The following is a 19,068-nucleotide window of genomic DNA, read 5'->3' as shown; positions in this document are numbered from 1 at the left end:
AATAATGGCATACAAAAAGCAACCTCGCAGTCTTGAAACCCCTGCGGGGATGCCAATTCAACACCTAAAGGAAGTAGGAGTTGCACAGATGGACGATAACATAGTAGAGGTAATACCGGGCATCTTTGGTGAAGTTCAGCCGACGGGCTGTATTATCTCTACCCTAACCAAATCTAGCAGTGGCTATGCAAACAAAAGACTTCGCATTAACGGTGAATGGAAAACGTTTACTGTCCACCGTTTAGTATTAGAAAATATCTTAGGTCGTCCGATTAGACCGGAATACTTTGCTTGCCATAGTTGCGATGTCCGCAACTGCATTAATCCTAACCATTTGTGGGAAGGTTCTCGGCTGGAAAATTCTCAAGATAGGTTTAAAAAAGGACGTATTAAAGATGTGGGAAGTACATCGGCGCCGAAACCTCAAAAACAAGTGCGAGGCATAGAAGTAATTCCAGGTATTCGCGCTGAAATACAGCCGAACGGCTGCATGATTTGTACGTTGGCTAAAAGAAGTGATGGTTACTCGGTGAAAACTATTAAGATTAACGGGAAAAATCAAAGTTTCTATCCCCACAGACTTGTACTGGAACACAAACTGGGAAGGCCTGTTAAACCCGGTTATTTTGCGTGTCACAGTTGCGACGATCGCGGTTGTGTCAATCCCGACCATTTGTGGGAAGGAACCCCCGCCGATAACTCCCGCGATGCTATAGAAAAAAACCGCTTTCCTTTCGTTCCCGGCAAGATATCTGTCCACCGCAAACTCCAACCCGAACAGGTGCGAAAGATTCGCTATCTTTTAAGTGAGGGCATATCGAAAAGAAAAATAGCCAGGACATTTGCCATATCTCGCAGTCAGATTATTCTCTTGGCAAGGGGCGAGATATACAGAGACATTCTCTAGAACTACTAACATAGACCCAATACAATAACGATTAAAATCAGGAATAAAACTATGCTACCGGAGCAACAACAGAGGATAATGGGCTACTTTATTGAGGAGGCAAAAGACCACCTCAATACGATCGAGCAAGGCTTGCTGAATCTGCAAACCACGATCGAAGACCCAGAACTCGTCAACGAAGTATTTAGGGCCGCTCACTCTGTCAAAGGAGGAGCAGCAATGCTGGGGCTGACCAGCATTCAGCAAACAGCTCACCGACTAGAAGATAGTTTTAAAGTATTAAAAGAGTGCAGCGTTAAAGTAGACCAACAGCTAGAGTCCCTGTTTCTGCGAATTTTTGACACATTGCAAGGGCTGTTAGAGCAACTGTCGGGGCCTTTTGGACTGACAGAAGAATTGGGAGAACAGATGGTTCGAGAATTAGAACCAGTATTTGAAGAACTTAATGGGCACTTGGGGGGACTCGTTGGACACGGAGAATACCATGCATACGAGAGCAGCGCTCTGGCCGTACCCGAACCAGTGATGGCGGGGATGGGAGTCGGGGCGTTGGCCTCATCAAGGAGTATTCAGGATTCGCGGTCAGTTTACGCACCTGATGCCAGAGCAACAGAAGACAGCGCGCTGCAGCTAGTATTTGACTCGGACGTGCCGGCGAGGATGCGGGAACTCCTGCAAGAGTTCAAACAGCCCGAAGGGCCAGAAAGCAGGCGGCAACTCAAGAACATTTGTCGGAACTTGCTCAGGGCGGGGGAAGAATTTGAACTGCCCTGCTGGATAGAATTGATCAAAGCTGTATCCAAGGCGATCGCCAACCCAGACAATACCTACCGTACCTTAGCGCCAACGGTGATCAAAGACATCAAACAAGCGCAAGAACTGGTAATTTCTGGTCTAGAATCGTCGATCGCACCAAGCGCAAAACTTCTGGCGCTACAGCCGGCTGTTTTAGTTCCAGAAACGGATTTTGAAGATTTGCTGGCCTTCGCTCAACCGAGTAAATCCGGGAAAAATGTGGTTTCTGTTGAGGATGAGGCCTGGGATCTGGTGGGTTCGGGCGATGCCCCGGATGGATTGAACAAGTTGCTGCCGACTATTTCTGGGCTGAGTATAGACGAGCTGTTCGACCAACTCGACAGTGGCGACAGCAACGATGACACTGGCATTCGATCGTCCCAGTTCGACGCGGATTCCGCCTTCGCAGAATCGGATATAGAGACGGGTGCTTTTAGAGGTTCGACCCGCACCGGCCCGGAAGTGGGCGCGGCAGAACTCAACACTTTAGCTGACTTGTTTGACGGCGAGTCCCCGGATCTCGACGGCGCTTGGGAAGAAGAAGAAGACCTCGACTATGCACAGTCTTCTGGGATATCGGCGGGAATGCTGGGGTCCGACGATGACAATTCCGGCGATTTTACTGATTTGTTGTTTGACGAATACGATGCGGAAAGTTCCGAAACGAACACGAAGCCTCCGATTGATGACCTGACGAGTTTGTTTGGGGAGGATTTGCTGTTTGGAGAGGAGGCAGAGGGCTCGGCAGTAGCTGTCGGTCAGAAAAATGCGGGTTCGAGCCAGCGGTTAACTCGCAAACAGGTTAAAACGGGTAACGGTAAGCGCGGTTTGGAGCGGCGAGACGAGACGGTGGCCCCAGCCAGGGGACAAGCTGACGAAGATGCTCTCGGTACGCTTTTGGACGAAGTGGCTGCCCAAACTTCTGCAGGTGGTACGGACAATGCTGATTTCGAGAACTTGTTCGGCGATTTAGGCTTATCTGAGGCAACAGGTGGGCTGGCAGTCTCTTCGGAGTATTCCCTGAAGTCTGAGGCTTTAGACGGAGAATCGAAGAAGCCTGCAGCAGGGGGGGGCAATGATTCAGCGGAGGCCGAAGCGGTTGGTCTGCCTGAAATCGATGATTTCGAGTTGTTCTCTGAGCTTGGCGAGGATTCGGATTTGAGCGAGTTGTTGGGGATTACTTCTAATTTCCTATCTTCAGAAGACGAAGGTGGGGAGAACGGGGGCGATCGAGCTCAAGCTGCAGGCACCGCACAAAATGAGGAAATGGGCAACGTTCTTAACATGACATCAAATTCTGATTTAGATATCTCTGCGAATGAAAACTGGCTAGAAGATGCTTTCGGCATGGAAGACGAGTCTGTGCAATCGCTCAACCTGGAAGTAGACGATACGGATTTAGATGCGCTGTTTGGGGATATGACCTCGGACGCGATTTCTGAGGATGAACAGACTGTGCGGGATCGGCAAGGAGCTGCTACTTCCCGAGAAGCGGCAGATTTGGCTGAGCTGTTCGGTTCTGTACCTACGGGTACCGAGTATGACGGAGAAGCTTCGGGGCAAGCCCGTGGGGGTTGGCAGAATGATGGGGATTCAGAATTGCTGAGTGCGGATGTGGGAGTTGATGAGGGCGACTTGGGGAGTTTGTTCGAGAACAATGGTGCGAATGTTTCCGACCAAGGCTTGACAAATTCGGCAGCGGTTGAACTTGGGGCTTTGTCCGACAAGAGTCCTGAGTCGGAAATTTCAAATGTCGAATCTGATGAGGGCGCAGCTTTCGATTTCTTGGAGGATATGTTTGGGGAAGGCATGGTGCAGCAGGGGGATGCTGGATCGGCGCCAGATGACGGCGCTGCGGATGTGAAGGAGTTGTCTGCCCAACCTGCCGATGGTTTGGCAGGCGGGGTGAGTGCGGATTTGTTTGATCGAGCCGAAACAGATGCCGCCGGGGAGTTTGAGGGCGAAGATGATTTGTTTGATGCCCTGGAAACGGATTTTTCGAGTGTGGATTTAGAGGCACTGCCTGCAGAATCTCTCGATGGTATGTTTGATGGGGATGCTGACTTGCTCTCGGCGATGGAAACCGGGGCTACTCTCAACAACGAAGAGTTGGAGGGTTTTGATGATTTGTTGGATTCGATCGATGCTGAGGTTCTGGTGACTTCGGAACTGACGACGGGCTTTTGGGACGCTGAGGACGAGTCGGCCCAGGCCGATTCCTCGGAGTTAGAAGAGGCGTCGCTGGCAGACTTTTTTGGCGAGGGCGAATCAGGCGATGAGGATGCCGAAGGCAATTTTGACGATTTAGAAGCACTGTTAATTGCCGGGGGTGCGGGAGCTGTCATAGCAGCTTCTGGGAACACAAATCAGAGTCCGGTAAATACAGAAGTTTTCTCGGATCTCGAAGAACTCCTCAGCGAGAGCGCAACTATGCCGGAAATTTCTGCACCGGCGACAACTGCTAGTAAAGCTTCGCGCGCTGCTGCCGAGGAGAGCGACGACGAATTTGGCGATTTGGAAAAACTGCTGGAAGATCCCAAGGAGAGCGGCCGCCAAGGGGAAGGCAATATGGGGCCGTCGGCGATCAACAGACCCAGGCGGAATGCTCGCGCGGGCGGGTTCGGCGACCAGACGATGCGGGTGCCCGTCAAGCAACTGGACAACCTCAGCAATTTGATGGGGGAACTGGTTGTGAACCGCAACAGTTTGGAGCAAGACCAAGAACGGATGCGGCAGTTTTTGGACAATTTGCTGCACCAGGTAACGCTGCTGAGCGATGTGAGCCAGCGGACTCAGGATTTCTACGAGCGGAGTCTTTTGGAGATTGCTTTGCTGGCAAACCGGCAGGGACACCGATCGGCCTGGCGCTCTGAGGATTCGGCGCACACCAGGGAAAGTGCCTGGAGACCGGAGGAAATGGACAGGTTTACTCCTTTCCACAGTTTGGCTCAGGAGATTATTGAGCTGATCGTGCGGGTACGGGAGTCGGCGGCGGACATTGAGTTTTTGGTGGATGAGGCTGATCAGGTGACTCGCCAACTGCGACAAGTCACTACTCAACTGCAAGAAGGTTTAACTCGCGCCCGGATGAAGCCGTTTGCGGAGACGACGGACAGGCTGTTCCGGGCGGTGCGGGAAATCGCGATTAAGTGCGGCAAGCAGGCTCAATTGCAGGTTGAGGGTAAGGATATTTTGATCGACAAGATGATTGTGGATCAACTATATGACCCGATGACTCATTTGGTGAACAATGCGATTACTCACGGGATCGAAGCGCCGGAGGTGCGTCTGGCTGCTGGGAAGCCTGCAGTCGGCAGGATTACGATTCGCGCTTTCCACCAAGGGAACCAAACCGTGGTTTCGGTTTCTGATGACGGGGCCGGAATTGACCCGCAAAGGGTGAAGGCGAAGGCGATTAAGCAGGGTATGCTGACGGCGGCTCAGGCTCAGAGGATGTCTCGCTCGGAAGTTTACGATTTGCTGTTTATGCCCGGTTTCAGCACTCAGGAACAGGCGACGGAGTACGCCGGCCGGGGGGTCGGTATGAATGTGGTGCAGACTTCGTTGCAGGAAATTCGGGGCACTGTGTCGATCGATTCAACCATCGGCAAGGGGACTGTGTTTACTATCCGTTTACCTCTGGTGTTGAGCATTTCTAAGGCTCTGACTTGCATTAGCGATCGAGCTCGCATTGCTTTCCCGATGGATGGGGTCGAGGATATGATCGATGTCCCTCGCGATCAGGTGACGACGGGGGCGGATGGTTTGCCTTGCATTGAGTGGCGGGGTCAAAGCTTGCCGTTCCGGCCGCTGCGGGATCTGCTGGCTTACAGCCGCCATTTGGGTCGGGGCAGTGTTTACGGGTTTAATACTGACGATGACATGATTTCGGTGATCGTGCTGCGCTCTGCTGGCAATTTCTTGGCGGTGCAGGTGGATCAGGTTTCGACGGAACAGGAAATTGTGATCAAGCCGTTGGAGGGGCCGGTGCCGAAGCCGATCGGGATTGCTGGGGCCACCGTGCTTGGGGACGGTCGGATCGTGGCAATTGCAGACGTTCTGGAACTGATCGATTTGGCTACTGGAAGGCTGCGGAAGGATACTGGCGGTACGCTTTGGGATGAGGGCGATCGGGCTGCTGCCGAGGCGGAAATCGAGAAGACTGAGCCGACTGTGCTGATTGTCGATGATTCGATTACGGTGCGATCGCTCTTGTCGATTACTTTCGAGAAGTCTGGCTATCGTGTGGAAGAAGCTCGCGACGGTAAGGAAGCTTGGGAAAAGATGAAATCTGGTCTGCCTTGCGATATCGTTTTCTGCGATATTGAAATGCCGAGAATGGACGGTTTGGAACTACTTTCTCGGATGCAGAAGGATGCTGTTTTGTGTGAATTGCCGATCGCGATGCTAACTTCTCGCGGTGCTGACAGACACCGCCAAATGGCTTACAGTTTGGGCGCGAAGGGCTATTTCACTAAGCCTTATTTGGAGGAGCAATTGCTTGATGCTGCTTCTCGGATGTTGAAAGGTGAGGTTGTTGGTGCTCCGGTTGGTGTGTAATGTGTAAATCTGCGGTTAAAAAAGGGAATTTGTTAACCGCAGATGAAAATGGATTAACACAGATAAACGCAGATAATCTCTAATTTATCTGCGTTTATCTGTGTTTATCTGCCTCTATCTGCGGTTGCAAAAGGGGAGTTTCTTAACCGCAGATGAAAAGGGATTGACGCGGATTGACGCAGATTTAGATCGCGGGTTGGGTTTTGGTGGTAGGCTGGGAATGTGGGGTGTAGCGGAAGGGCGATCGAGGTTATTTATGGATGCTGAAGAACTTTTAGAAAAATATGCAGCAGGACAGCGCAACTTTCAAAGAGCAGAGTTAAGTGGGGTAGACCTCAAAGGTGCAAAGCTGAGTGGAATAGACTTATGCAGTGCAAATTTGACGGAAGCTGACTTGAGTGAGGCAATCTTGACCAAGGCAAACCTTGGCAATACAAATCTCAGTAAGGCAAACCTGACAGGAGCAAATTTGAGTGGAGTGCAGGGAGGTTCACAAAATTTGATTTCGGCAAACCTTAGCGGTGCTAACTTAAGCGGAGCGTGCCTCAATAGTTCTAAGTTATGGGATGCCAACTTAAAGGAGGCAAACCTTAGCGGTGCTAACTTGAGTAGTGCAAATTTAACTAGAACTTCCTTGATTGAGGCCAACCTAAGTAAAGCTACCCTAAGTAGTGCAATCTTGACCCAAGCAGACTTGACTAAAGCTGATTTAAGTCGGGCAGACCTAACTGGTGTGACGCTTCAAAGCGCAAATTTACAGGGAGCTAAACTCCAGTTAACTAAGCTCTCTAAATCTAACTTATCAGGGGTGAATTTGGATGAAGCTTATCTGGTTGGAGCTGATATTCAAGGGACAAATCTCAAAAAATCCAGCCTGCAAGGTGCAAGTCTGGAAGCAGCCAATCTGCAAGGGGCAAACTTAATTAAAGCAAACCTGGATGGAGCCAACCTGAAACAAGCAGAATTGACAGATGCAAACATTTATGCAGTAAGTATTGAGGATGCAGACTTCACTGGTGCGATCATGCCTGATGGAGAAATCTACAATCAAGAAACTTCGGAAAAATTATCCCAAACAGGAACATCTATGACGCGCAAAATTATTCGTACTGACAAAGCACCGGCACCCGTGGGCCCTTACAATCAAGCCATTGCCGCTACGGGCACTATGCTGTTTGTAGCTGGCCAAATTGCGATCGACATTAGACTAAACGATATTGTCTACACCGACGATGTGGCAAAACAAACCGAACAAGTTATGGCAAATCTCGAAGCCATTCTCACAGAAGCCGGCGCTACTTGGTTGGATGTAGTAAAAACTACGGTTTTCCTCAAAGATATGAATGATTTTGCCGCCGTGAATGCGGTTTATGCGAAATATTTTGATGCGGAAACTGCACCGGCGCGCGCTTGTGTGGAGGTTTCGCGTTTGCCGAAAGATGTGTTAGTTGAAATTGACTGCATTGCTGTGATTTGATTTCATCTTCTTTTAGATGCCAGACTTTTTCAAGAAGTCGGGCATCTGGAATTCTGTTTTTTTAATGTTTTTGCAGTTGGGAAACTTGAATTTTCGGCAATTCTTTCCATTCGGGATCAATAGGTGAGTAGCAACAGTAGCACACCGCTAAACAGTCGTATTCAGCATTCGGAATTTCAGGCCTGTACTCCTCTACGCGCGAAACCTCCCAATCTCCCCAGCGAACGTGAGTGCTCGCAGCAGGGGATTTAAGATCTGCACTCTCCTTAAATTGGCCAAAGTTTCGCAGGCGATCGCCCGTTTGAGGGAGAGGTTTGTTTGAGTAGTCGTAGTGTTCTGCTAGGATACTTGTGAGAGCACCTGTATGGGAAAGCAATCTATCCTCCCATCCAGGGGAAGAAAGCGATTCTGTTTTGAAAATGATCAACCGTTTTGGCATTGATTTATTCCTCTCTCTCGTGTTCGGGTTCGTATGGACTTGGTGGAAACTCTGTCAACCCTTCAAAAACACAATCAACCTTAAGTATCGAATCGTTTGTTTTTTCCCATCGGATTAATTCCCATCCCTGACGCTTAGCCATTTGATCGCATTTCTCTGGATCAGTTGCACTATGACGGCTAATATTCTCGTCTGGATCGTAGCGAGGTCTTAATGTCATCTTTATCTGCGTTTTTCTACAGACGCTGATGAAAATCAAACCTGCTATTTTCACCTGCGATGTCTGCGGTTTACAAGCCTATATCATATCCTTTATAGTAACTATCTAAGCATACTTTATATTTTATTCAGTCCCTCTCTGCTGGGACTTAATTTATGTAGTTGCGGTTTCAACCGCCGAGGGTAAAGTGCGCGACTTTATTAACTTCTACAGCCGATCGCACTATTGTCGATCTGTCGCTGTCGCGCACCTACTCCCAAATCAATCTGAAACAATCAGATTTCATCTCAATTAGCAATTAAAAATCACTAATCACGAGTTAGCAATTAGCAATTAGCAATTACTCTAAAAGCAATTACCAATTACCAACTCTCAACTATTTATTCAGCGCTTCGCGGGCGGCTACCGCTTCGTCGGGATGAATATTCAAGCGGGTCAAATTAATTCGACCTTTATTGTCAATTTCTCGCACTTTGACAATCACTTCGTCGTTCACAGCTAACTCGTCTTCCACTTTGCCAACGCGGTAGTCCGCTAACTGCGAAATGTGAATCATTCCTTCTTTTCCGGGCAAAATTTCCACAAAAGCGCCGATCGGAATAATTCGAGTTACGCGGCCAACATACACGTCTCCTGCATTCAACTTGCGTGTCATGCCTTGGACAATGTTGTAAGCCCGTTGAGCTTTTTCGCTGTCGTTGCCAGCAATTGTCACGGTTCCGTCGTCTTCGATGTCTATTTTGACACCGGTTTCTTCGGTGATGGCTTTGATCGTTTTGCCACCAGGCCCAATTACCAAACCGATAAATTCTGGATCGATTTTCAGGGTTAGCAAACGCGGTGCAAACGGCGACATTTCCTTGCGGGGAGTGTCGATGGTTGCCAGCATTCTTTCTAAAATGTGCAGTCTGGCTGGTTTTGCTTGGCGGATGGCGGTGGCAATCACATCTAAGGGCAAACCTTTGATTTTCATGTCCATCTGCAAAGCAGTAATCCCGGTGTCGGTACCGGCTACTTTAAAGTCCATGTCGCCTAAAAAGTCTTCAATTGCCTGAATGTCAGTCAAAATTCGGACTTCATCGCCTTCTTTAATTAAGCCCATTGCCGCGCCGCTGACGGGTTGGGAAAGGGGAACGCCTGCATCCATTAATGCTAGCGTTGAGGCGCAAACTGAACCCATTGAGGTGGAACCGTCGGAAGAAAGGATTTCGGAAACTACGCGAATCACGTAGGGGAAATCTTCTTTGGATGGCAACACGGGCAGTAAAGCGCGTTCTGCGAGGGCTCCGTGACCGATTTCTCGGCGGCCGGGCGATCGCATCGGCTTAGTTTCTCCCACAGAAAACGGCGGGAAATTGTAGTGATGCAGGTAGCGTTTGTCTTGCTGCGGGTGCAAGTCGTCTCCTAAGTCTTGGGCGTCGCCTGGGGTTCCCAGGGTAGCAGCAGACAAGACTTGAGTCAAGCCTCGATTAAACAACGCACAGCCGTGTACTCGCGACGGCAGCACGCCTACGCGACAAGAAACGGGTCGCACCTCGTCTAGCTTGCGACCGTCTACGCGGATGCCATCTTCGAGGATCTGCTTCCGCATCATTTTTTTGGTAACGTCTTTGAAAACGTTGCCGATCGCCTTGCTGTTGGCAGTGGCGGCTACTTTTACCGGGTCCTCTTCCGGGAGTTCGGCGATCGCAGCTTCGACTTCATTTGCCTTAACTTCGTCCAATGCTGCATTCCGTATTGTTTTGTCTTTTTCAAATCTTGACAAAATGATGCGGATGGGTTCTTGGGCGCGATCGCGAATAAAGTTTTCCAGGGCCGAATCTTGCGATGGCCGTTCCTCTACCACCAAATCGATTCCCAATTCCGCCATAATTTCGCGCTGGGCTTGAATCAAGTCACAGGCTGCTTCATAGCCGAAGTCGATCGCCTCGATGATATCCTGTTCCGGCAATTGGTTAGCGCTGGCTTCCACCATGATTACTCCATCGGGAGAACCGGCTACCACCAGATCCAACTCGCCTTCTTTGATTTCGCTGTAGGTGGGGTTGATGATGAAATCGTCCCCTACCAAACCGACTCGCACTGCCGCCATCGGCCCGTAAAACGGCATTTTCGCCAGCAGTATCGCCACCGAAGCCCCCGTCACCGCCAAAACGTCCGGCGGCACTTGTTCGTCCATCGAAACCGTTGTGGCTACAACTTGGATGTCATCTCGCAGCCAGCTTGGAAATAGGGGACGCAGGGGTCGATCGATCAAACGACCCGTCAGAGTCACTTTTTCTGGGGGACGCCCTTCCCGGCGCAAAAATCCACCGGGAATTTTACCGCCAGCGTAGAGTCTCTCTTCGTAATCCACCAACAGGGGCAGGAAATCAATTCCCTCTCTCCCCTGCGATCGAGTCGCTGTCACCAAAACCGCCGTGTCACCCGACTGAATCAAAACTGCACCGCCTGCTTGAGGCGCTAGTAAACCAATCTTCAGTCTAATATCCCGTCCATCGAAGGATATTGACTTGTCTATCTCTACCATGTAGCACTGCTTCCTTATCTACCACATTCTTTCTCTGTCGGGATCGTAACATTACCACAGGATGTTTGAGAGTCCGACGCCAAAAGACAGGGATAATCGCCTCGCGATCGACTGTCCCCGCCTCAATTGTAAGCATTTATACTCGATAATTATTTTTTGCACTCAGGGCTCGATTCTCCGGTCGATCGTCCGCTAAACGCCTGAAATAGATGGTACTATGAATTTTCGTTTGGGAATTGGGACGTTGAAGGAAGAAGGAACAGGGATTTAGTTATTTAAGTTAGGGAATAAGCCGTAAGGTGTGCCATAAGTACCTAAATATACAGGTTCTACCTAATTCCTATCAGGCTTAAAATATCCTCGGTTTGTTTTAAATAAAATTTTCATAAATCCATATAAATGTAGTAGTCAACATCCCACTTAAATAAAAATATCAGGATTTAAAAAATGGCAATTTTACACGGCAGTTGGGTACTAGAGAATGAAAAAACTGGCTTATTTATTTGGGGAGAAACGTGGCGAAAAATCGGGACAATTGACACCATAGAATCGGGGATAAATCTACCGCATCCCTTAGCAATGACCGAATCGGAATTTAAGACTTTCCTAAATTCCTTGCGGCAGTCGGGAAAACTGGATTGGCAATTACCGGAAACCGCCGAAACTCCACCGGAAAAAAGCAAAAAAACTCGGCGATCGCCCAAAACTCAAAACGCAGCAGAAATTAGCCCACCCAACTCCTCAATTAAAAGGGAAATTCGGGCGATCGCACTTCCCACCCAAATCTCAGAATCGAACGCAACTCTGATGCCGCAGCACTCAGCAGCAGCACTTGAGGAACCGGCAAAAACCGAGGATATTTACCTTTATCCCTGGCAAGTCGAGGGTTTTTGTCTCAACCCTCAAGCAGCTTTTGTTTTCTTGCAATCATTACCGCTTAACAGCACGGAACCCGACTCTTTTGTTGGCTCAGATTTGCGTTTTTGGTCTCATGTTGCTAGGTGGAGTTTGGATTTGTTGGCAAGATGCAAATTTTTGCCTGGATTGGAGAAACAGTCCGACGGTTCTGCTATTGCCAAATGGCAACCGCTGTTAGATAGTTCTACAGATACACTCCGCCTCGCCACTTTTGTCAAGCAAATGCCGACGGCTTGCAGAACATATCAGAAGAAGGAAGAAGGAAGAGGGAAGAAGGAAGAAGGAAGAGGGGAAAAAGCAGAAGGAAGAGGGGAAAAAGCAGAAGGAAGAGGGGAAAAGGAAGAAGAATCCAGTCAATTGCCTTTAGCGGTGGATTTGCCTATGGGGGCGGAGGAATTGGTGTTAGGCTTTTTGAGTAGTATTGTAGATAGTCAAGTGCGATCCTCTTCGAGGGCTGCGCTAACGGCTGGTAGCTCTACTTTAGACATCAAAGCAGTTTCTCCTGTGCGCGACTGGCTGCAAGCTTTGCAGCAGGAATCTGGGATTGTGCAAGTAGAAACAGCAGCATTGGAAAACTTGGCAACCAAGCTTAGTGCTTGGACTGCACCGCTGCAAAACCAATTATCTCAACAAAGTCAATTTCGCACTTGCTTTCAACTCATACCACCAGCGCCCGGTAAAGCCAACTGGAATTTAAATTATTGCTTGCAAGCAGCAGATGAAACCGAATTTTTGGTTGACGCGACAACTGTTTGGAACAACTCAGTCGAGCGTTTGGCTTATGCGGGGCGGACAATAGAATTACCTCAAGAAACTTTGCTCAGCGGCTTGGGTTTAGCCTCGAAACTTTATCCGTTAATTGAACCGAGTTTGCAAGCACAGCGGCCTCAATCTTGCCAATTAAATCCGCTGCAAGCATACGAGTTTATTAAGTCTGTAGCTTGGCGGTTTGCTGATAGCGGGTTGGGCGTAGTTTTGCCGCCGAGTTTGACAAAGACGGATGGTTGGGCGAGTCGTTTGGGTTTGAGCATTCAAGCGGAAACTCCGAAAGTGACTCCGGCGAAAGGTGGGCTGGGATTGCAAAGTCTGCTAAATTTTAAGTGGGAATTGACGATCGGCGGACAGCGCATTTCTAAGGCAGAATTTGACAGATTGACTTCGTTGAATTCGCCTTTGGTGGAAATTAACGGTGAGTGGGTGGAGTTGCGCGCGCCAGATGTGAAAGCGGCTCAAACTTTTTTTGCCAGCCGCAAAGAGCAAATGACTCTTTCTTTGGAGGATGCTTTGCGTTTGGCGTCGGGCGATACTCAGATGATCGAGAAATTGCCTGTGGTGAATTTTGAGGCCACTGGTCAACTTCAGGAATTGTTGAATACTTTGAGCGATAATCAAGCGGTAAGTGCGATCGCAACTCCGGCTAGTTTCCGAGGACAGTTGCGGCCTTATCAAGCCCTAGGAGCAGGCTGGTTAGCATTCTTAGAACGCTGGGGTTTGGGTGCTTGTCTCGCGGACGATATGGGATTAGGAAAGTCGATCGAGTTAATTACTTTCCTCCTGCACTTACAAGAACAAAATGCCCTAGAGGCGCCGACATTACTGGTTTGTCCAACATCATTATTAGGTAATTGGGAGCGGGAAGTCAAGAAATTTGGCCCGACGCTGAAAGTGTTAGTTCACCACGGAGACAAACGCGCTAAAGGCAAAGCATTTGCGACGGCAATTAAGGGAAAGGATTTAATCATTACAAGTTACGCGCTGGTATTTCGGGATGCGAAGGAATTTCAAGGCATTAAATGGCAAGGATTGGTTTTGGATGAAGCGCAAAATATTAAAAATTCTGAGGCTAAGCAGTCGCAAGCGGTGCGGCAAATCGAGGCATCTTTTAGAATTGCGCTGACGGGAACTCCGGTGGAAAATAGGCTGCAAGAATTGTGGTCTATTTTGGAGTTTCTCAATCCTGGCTATTTGGGGCCGCGCAATTTCTTTCAGCGCCGATTTGCAATTCCGATCGAGAAATACGGAGATAGGGAATCTTTGCAGACTTTGCGATCGCTCGTTCGGCCTTTCATCCTCCGCCGCTTGAAAACTGACAAAGAAATCATCCAAGATTTGCCCGAAAAACAGGAAATGACTGTATTTTGTGGGCTGGCGGGTCAACAGGCGGTCTTATATCAGAAAATAGTCGAAGAGTCAATAGCGGAATTAGAATCAGCCGAAGGGATTCAGCGCCGGGGAATGATTCTGGCTTTGCTGGTAAAACTCAAGCAGCTTTGCAACCATCCGGCTCTTGTGAAAGCAGAAGCTAAGCCGAAAGAATTTGAGATTAAGAGTCAGGAATCGGGGAAATTGCAGCGGTTGGTGGAAATGTTAGAAGAGGTGCTCGCTGAGGGCGATCGGGCTTTAATTTTTACTCAATTTGCGGAATGGGGAAAACTCCTGAAACCGCATCTAGAAAAGCATTTAGGGCGAGAAATTTTGTTTTTGTACGGAGGAATTCGGCAACAGCAGCGGGAAGAAATGATCGATCGCTTCCAGCACGACCCCCAAGGCCCGCCGATTATGATTTTATCTTTAAAAGCTGGCGGCACAGGTTTGAACTTAACCAGAGCAACCCACGTTTTCCACTATGACAGATGGTGGAATCCAGCAGTAGAAAATCAGGCAACTGATCGCGTATTTCGCATCGGTCAAACTCGCAACGTGCAAGTCCACAAATTTGTCTGCACAGGTACGTTAGAGGAGAAAATACACGATATGATCGAAAGTAAGAAAGCTCTAGCCGAACAAGTAGTCAGCGCCGGCGAAAACTGGCTCACCGAGCTAGATACAGACCAACTTCGGAATTTACTAATCCTCGATCGCAATGCTATTATAGAAAGCGAAGAAGAATAATGTATTTAATTTTCTTCGATTTCTAGTGAGGACTTTAGTTGTCAAAAATCAGAGTAATTATACACTCTGACCAAAGAAACCGGGTTTTCTACCAGGATTAAAAGTTATAGTCCAGTTTTTTACTAAAAGACTCGATTTCTGACTCTCATAGATAACTAAAGCTTTCTTCCTTCTTCCTTCTTCCTTCTTCCTTCTTCCTTCTTCCTTCGGCTTATGATTGACAGAGAATGGTGGACACAACAGTGGTTAGATTTAATCAACACCTATCGCTTCAAAAAGCGCTTAGAACGTGGCTGGCAATATGCGCGCGAAGGTAAAGTTCTCAGCATTAAATTCCCTAACCAAGAAGTAATTGCCGTAGTTCAAGGAACCGATCCCAAACCCTATCAAGTTTCTTTAGGACTCGACACATTGAGCGATGAAGATTGGGATTACGTGATTGAAAATATGTCGCAAAGAGCAGTTTTTTCAGCTAAATTACTAGCAGGAGAAATGCCACACAATATTGAGGATGTATTTGCAGCAGCAGGCAAAACGCTATTTCCGTTAAGTTTATCTGATATTCGATCGCGCTGTAGCTGTCCTGACCCCAAAAACCCTTGCAAACACATCAGTGCAGTATACTACTTATTGGGCGATCGCTTCAGCGAAGACCCCTTCGTACTCTTTCAATTGCGGGGGAGAACCAAAGAGCAAATTTTGACAGCACTTCGTCAAAGACGCGGTACGCAAGGAGAGGAAAATTCCCAACTCAACTCCGGCGAAAATGCCCCCACAGCGAATTCTAAATTACCAAAGGTCGATCGCTTTTGGGAATACAATCAGCAGCTAGAATCATCTTTAGTAGTTATTGTACCCCCACCCAGCAGCGAAACAGTATTAGATATCTTAGGCCCAATTCCCATCGCCACCGACGGAAAAGGAAGCGCTAGTAAATCCTCGCCCGCATCTGACGCACTCAAGCAACATTTTAGCAAAATCTACCAAGCAGTTAGCCAGCAAGCAGTTTTAGCAGCACTAAAACGGGGCGAAGGAGATTAAAACATTTTAATTTTACAGAGGATAATAGAAACTATAGCTGATAACAAATCAGACTTTAATACCCCTTTTATTCTTTAGTTCCTCTCTGCTGGAACGAGAGTTTGTGTAGAATTGATTTCAACCGAGGAGTCTTACTTTTGGCAATTTCAGTTTACACTTCCCGCAAATTACTCATAATCTCTATCAATTCCTGGGGGCGTTTAATCAAAAAATCGGGATTGTGTGCAGCCAAAGCCTCCTGAGAATTAAAACCCCAAGCTACAGCCATTACCTTAATTCCTGTTTTTCGAGCAGCTTCTATATCTCTAATCTCATCTCCCACATAAACAACTTCTTTAGCATTTATATTTTCTCTTTTTAGCCAGCTATTAATAACTTTATGTTTGCCAAAAGTTGAACCAGAGTAAATAAATGTGAAAGTGTCTTGCAAACCGTTTTTTTCCAGCGATGCCAAGACGTTTTCTCTAGAATTAGATGTGATAATGCCCAGTTGAAATCCCAGTTTTTTTAACTCCAGTAAAACTTCTTTAATTCCCGGAAATAATTGAATGTTGGGAATTTCGCTGCGTAACTCTGCTTTCAACATTCTAATCAACAGCGGGAATTTGAAGATAGAAATGCCAGAATACTGAAGGAGTTGCCAAGAAGTTAAATTGCTCAGTTGAGCGATTTGCTCCTTGGTCGCAGACTTAAAGCCCAATTCTACTGACAAACGGTTGGTGATGTTCAGAAGAATATCGATTGTATCTGCTAAAGTACCGTCAAAATCAAAAATAATTACTTTGGTCATGGGACAATAGCAAATAAGGAACCGGGGATCATACAATTTTAGATTTTAGATTTTAGATTTTAGATGGGGAATGACTTACGGCATAATGTATTGACTATTGGCGCTCCGTACATACCCTAGGTTTATTATCTATAATGTGGCCCCTAAGCACCCTGACGAACATCTCAAATTTTAAGGGTTAATTTGATTGGCTTTGGCATTTCGCCGCAGCATTTCCGGTTTAATGCGCCGCAGCGCCGAAGCTGTAAATCTGCGGTTCCATTCCTCGTCGGAAATGTCGGCTAATTCTGCAAGTGTCGGTGCTATATTTTCAGGATAAGGCTCAAACTCTGCCACATCAGTTGGTTTAGCAAATCGCTGATTCCAAGGACAAACATCCTGACAAATGTCGCAACCTGCTACCCAACCTTGTAAATTAGATGCAATTTCGTCGGGCAATTTTTCGGCTCGATTCTCGATCGTGTGATAGGCTATACATCGATCGGCATTCACCACAAAAGGCTCAGTAATTGCTCCCGTCGGGCACGCCTCAATGCAGCGAGTACAAGTACCGCAATGTTCCGTATGAGACTCATCCGACGCTAACTCCAAATTAGTCAAGATTTCGCCCAAAAACACCCAAGAACCGTATTCGCGCGAAATTACATTACCATTTTTGGCAATCCAGCCAATCCCGGCACGCTGCGCCCACATTTTATCCTGAACCGGCCCGGTATCAGCATAATACCGCGCTTCAATTCCCTCGCCTTGCGATCGCACCCAATTTGCCAAAACCTTCAGTTTTTTGTGCAACATTCTATGGTAATCCCGCCCCCAACCGTAGCGAGAGATTTTAGCATATTCAACCGCTGCATCGTCCCCCCCCTCGCGCAGGGGATTTTCGGGGCGTTGGTGGGGCGTGTAGTAGTTGATGGCGACACATATTAATGACTGCACCTCTGGCATTATTAATCGAATATCCTGCCGTTTCGGGTTTGCCATCCATGCCATATCCGCCTGATAACCCTTGTCCAGCCAAGCTTGCAATCTTTGTTTTTCTAAATCAAAATCCGCGTCTGTTGAGGCTATCCCCACTTTGTGAAATCCCAACTCAAGGGCTTTTTGCTTAATGCGATCGCTATTAATTGATTTTTTCATCATAAGAAACCACTGCACAATTTGTGCCATAAGTCTAGTAGTTTTAAGAGTAATTTTGGGACAGTATTGATAATTCTTTTACAATCTTTATATTTATAAGTTTGAACTCCAAAATGTCAAAAATGTTACATAATTTAATTTAGGGAGAATTCGATTCGCTAATTCAAGTACGCAAGTAAAACCGACAGCGAATCCCACAGCATACATATGGCAGTTAGTATTCAATCAGCTCAATCTATTTTTTCCAACACCGAGATCGCTAGCGTTGTTCCGGCTACCACGGAAGCGTTCTACAAACTCAGCGTTGAAGACCAACTCGCACTGCTCTGGTATGCCTACACCGAAATGGGCGTTTCCATTACCGCAGCAGCACCGGGAGTAGCAAGCATGGCGCTTGTCGAAGGCATTCTGAGCGAAATCAAGCAAATGTCGCCGGCTGCTCAAAGCAAAACCATGTTTGACCTAGCCAGCAACGCCGACACAACAATTGGCCGGATTTACACTTCTTTGCGCGTCAATACCAAACTCGGTTTCTGGTACGAGTTGGGACAGTTGATGAAACAGGGCCTTGTCGCTCCGATCCCCGCTGGCTATCAAATGTCTCCCGAAGCCACTACAGTTCTCGAAACCATCAAAAAACTCGATCCGGGTCAACAAATTACCGTACTTCGGAATACCGTAGTTAACATGGGCTATGACCCTGCTTTTAACCAAGAGTACGGCAAACGCTCAGCCCCCCGCAGCACTCCCACCGCTCCAGAAGAGCGGGTGAAAACCCAAATTGAGGGTATCAGCGAGCAGACAGTGCTCAGCTACATCGACTACATGAACGCCTTCGACTTCACCCCAGCCGTCGGTTTATTTGCTGAAGAAGGTGCCCTGCAACCACCTTTCCAAAAGCCGATCGTTGGTCGCGACGCTATCCTCAACTATATGCGCGAAGAGTGCATCGGACTGAAAATGATGCCCGAGCGAGGCGTATCGGAACCCGCAGAAGATGGCTACCGCCAAGTGAAAGTCACTGGCAAAGTCGAAACTCCCTGGTTCGGATCGAATGTGGGTATGAACATCGCGTGGCGGTTTTTGCTCGATCCCCAAGGTCAAATTTTCTTTGTGGCGATCGACTTGTTGGCATCTCCTAAAGAATTGCTCAATCTGATGCGTAAATAGAATATTCGGGTTCGGTCTGTCAAACAGACTTGGCCAGAAACCCAGACACCTGAAGGCATCTGGGTTTCTATCATTTTAGATTTTAGATTTTAAATTTTAGATTCAAGAATTGAAGGATGAAAAATGACTGATTGTATCAGGGTTTACAGCTTGGCTACACTTGTATTTTTTGAAAGTAGGATTGATTTTGGT

The 19,068-nt window shown here is 47.7% G+C and carries 12 protein-coding genes; 6 read left to right on the top strand and 6 right to left on the bottom strand.

The features are described from left to right. The first annotated feature begins 4 nt into the window (after positions 1 to 4). The 3 genes from QUA90_RS08765 (at position 5) to QUA90_RS08755 (ending at position 7,739) form a co-directional block, all read left to right on the top strand. Positions 5 to 907 carry an HNH endonuclease gene (locus tag QUA90_RS08765; RefSeq protein ID WP_333444976.1) on the top strand — a complete coding sequence of 301 codons (903 nt, stop codon included), beginning with the start codon at positions 5 to 7 and terminating at the stop codon, positions 905 to 907. A 51-nt stretch (positions 908 to 958) separates the two neighbouring features. Further along, complete coding sequence (locus tag QUA90_RS08760) at positions 959 to 6,262, top strand: response regulator (protein ID WP_333444974.1); 5,304 nt, start codon at positions 959 to 961, stop codon at positions 6,260 to 6,262. A gap of 163 nt (positions 6,263 to 6,425) precedes the next feature. After that, positions 6,426 to 7,739 carry a Rid family detoxifying hydrolase gene (locus tag QUA90_RS08755; protein WP_333444972.1) on the top strand — a complete coding sequence of 438 codons (1,314 nt, stop codon included), beginning with the start codon at positions 6,426 to 6,428 and terminating at the stop codon, positions 7,737 to 7,739. Between the two features lie 61 nt (positions 7,740 to 7,800). Here the strand turns inward: QUA90_RS08755 and QUA90_RS08750 are convergent, their stop codons facing one another. From QUA90_RS08750 to QUA90_RS08735, 4 genes are all read right to left on the bottom strand, one after another. Beyond that, on the bottom strand, positions 7,801 to 8,178 hold the full coding sequence (locus tag QUA90_RS08750) for a hypothetical protein (RefSeq protein ID WP_333444970.1): 378 nt from the start codon (positions 8,176 to 8,178) through the stop codon (positions 7,801 to 7,803). 4 nt (positions 8,179 to 8,182) lie between these two features. Beyond that, positions 8,183 to 8,398 carry a hypothetical protein gene (locus tag QUA90_RS08745; protein ID WP_333163907.1) on the bottom strand — a complete coding sequence of 72 codons (216 nt, stop codon included), beginning with the start codon at positions 8,396 to 8,398 and terminating at the stop codon, positions 8,183 to 8,185. Between the two features lie 376 nt (positions 8,399 to 8,774). Beyond that, positions 8,775 to 10,928: a polyribonucleotide nucleotidyltransferase gene (locus QUA90_RS08740; RefSeq protein ID WP_333444968.1), complete on the bottom strand. Its 2,154-nt coding sequence runs from the start codon at positions 10,926 to 10,928 to the stop codon at positions 8,775 to 8,777. Beyond that, the gene (locus tag QUA90_RS08735) at positions 10,882 to 11,064 is read right to left on the bottom strand and encodes a hypothetical protein (RefSeq protein ID WP_333324132.1); all 183 of its coding nucleotides are present in this window, start codon (positions 11,062 to 11,064) and stop codon (positions 10,882 to 10,884) included. Before QUA90_RS08735 ends, QUA90_RS08740 begins: the two co-directional genes overlap by 47 nt. Positions 11,065 to 11,375: 311 nt before the next feature. Between QUA90_RS08735 and QUA90_RS08730 the strand changes: the two genes are divergently transcribed. Next, positions 11,376 to 14,738, top strand: coding sequence for a DEAD/DEAH box helicase (locus QUA90_RS08730; RefSeq protein WP_333444966.1), 3,363 nt, complete (start codon positions 11,376 to 11,378; stop codon positions 14,736 to 14,738). 213 nt (positions 14,739 to 14,951) lie between these two features. Then, the gene (locus tag QUA90_RS08725; RefSeq protein WP_333324128.1) at positions 14,952 to 15,779 is read left to right on the top strand and encodes an SWIM zinc finger family protein; all 828 of its coding nucleotides are present in this window, start codon (positions 14,952 to 14,954) and stop codon (positions 15,777 to 15,779) included. Positions 15,780 to 15,930: 151 nt separating this feature from the next. Here QUA90_RS08725 and QUA90_RS08720 read toward each other — a convergent pair whose 3' ends face one another. Beyond that, a complete protein-coding gene (locus QUA90_RS08720; protein ID WP_333444964.1) occupies positions 15,931 to 16,569 on the bottom strand; it encodes an HAD-IA family hydrolase in 639 nt (212 codons plus the stop codon). Positions 16,570 to 16,740: 171 nt separating this feature from the next. After that, entirely contained in the window at positions 16,741 to 17,706 is a 966-nt protein-coding gene (queG, locus tag QUA90_RS08715; RefSeq protein ID WP_333445014.1) for a tRNA epoxyqueuosine(34) reductase QueG, read from the bottom strand. A 207-nt stretch (positions 17,707 to 17,913) separates the two neighbouring features. Between queG and QUA90_RS08710 the strand changes: the two genes are divergently transcribed. After that, positions 17,914 to 18,876: an orange carotenoid protein N-terminal domain-containing protein gene (locus tag QUA90_RS08710; RefSeq protein ID WP_333444962.1), complete on the top strand. Its 963-nt coding sequence runs from the start codon at positions 17,914 to 17,916 to the stop codon at positions 18,874 to 18,876. Positions 18,877 to 19,068 lie beyond the last annotated feature (192 nt).

It is taken from the genome of Microcoleus sp. D3_18_C4 (genome assembly GCF_036702355.1).
GTDB lineage: Bacteria > Cyanobacteriota > Cyanobacteriia > Cyanobacteriales > Microcoleaceae > Microcoleus.
This window is presented reverse-complemented; position numbering and strand designations above follow the sequence as displayed.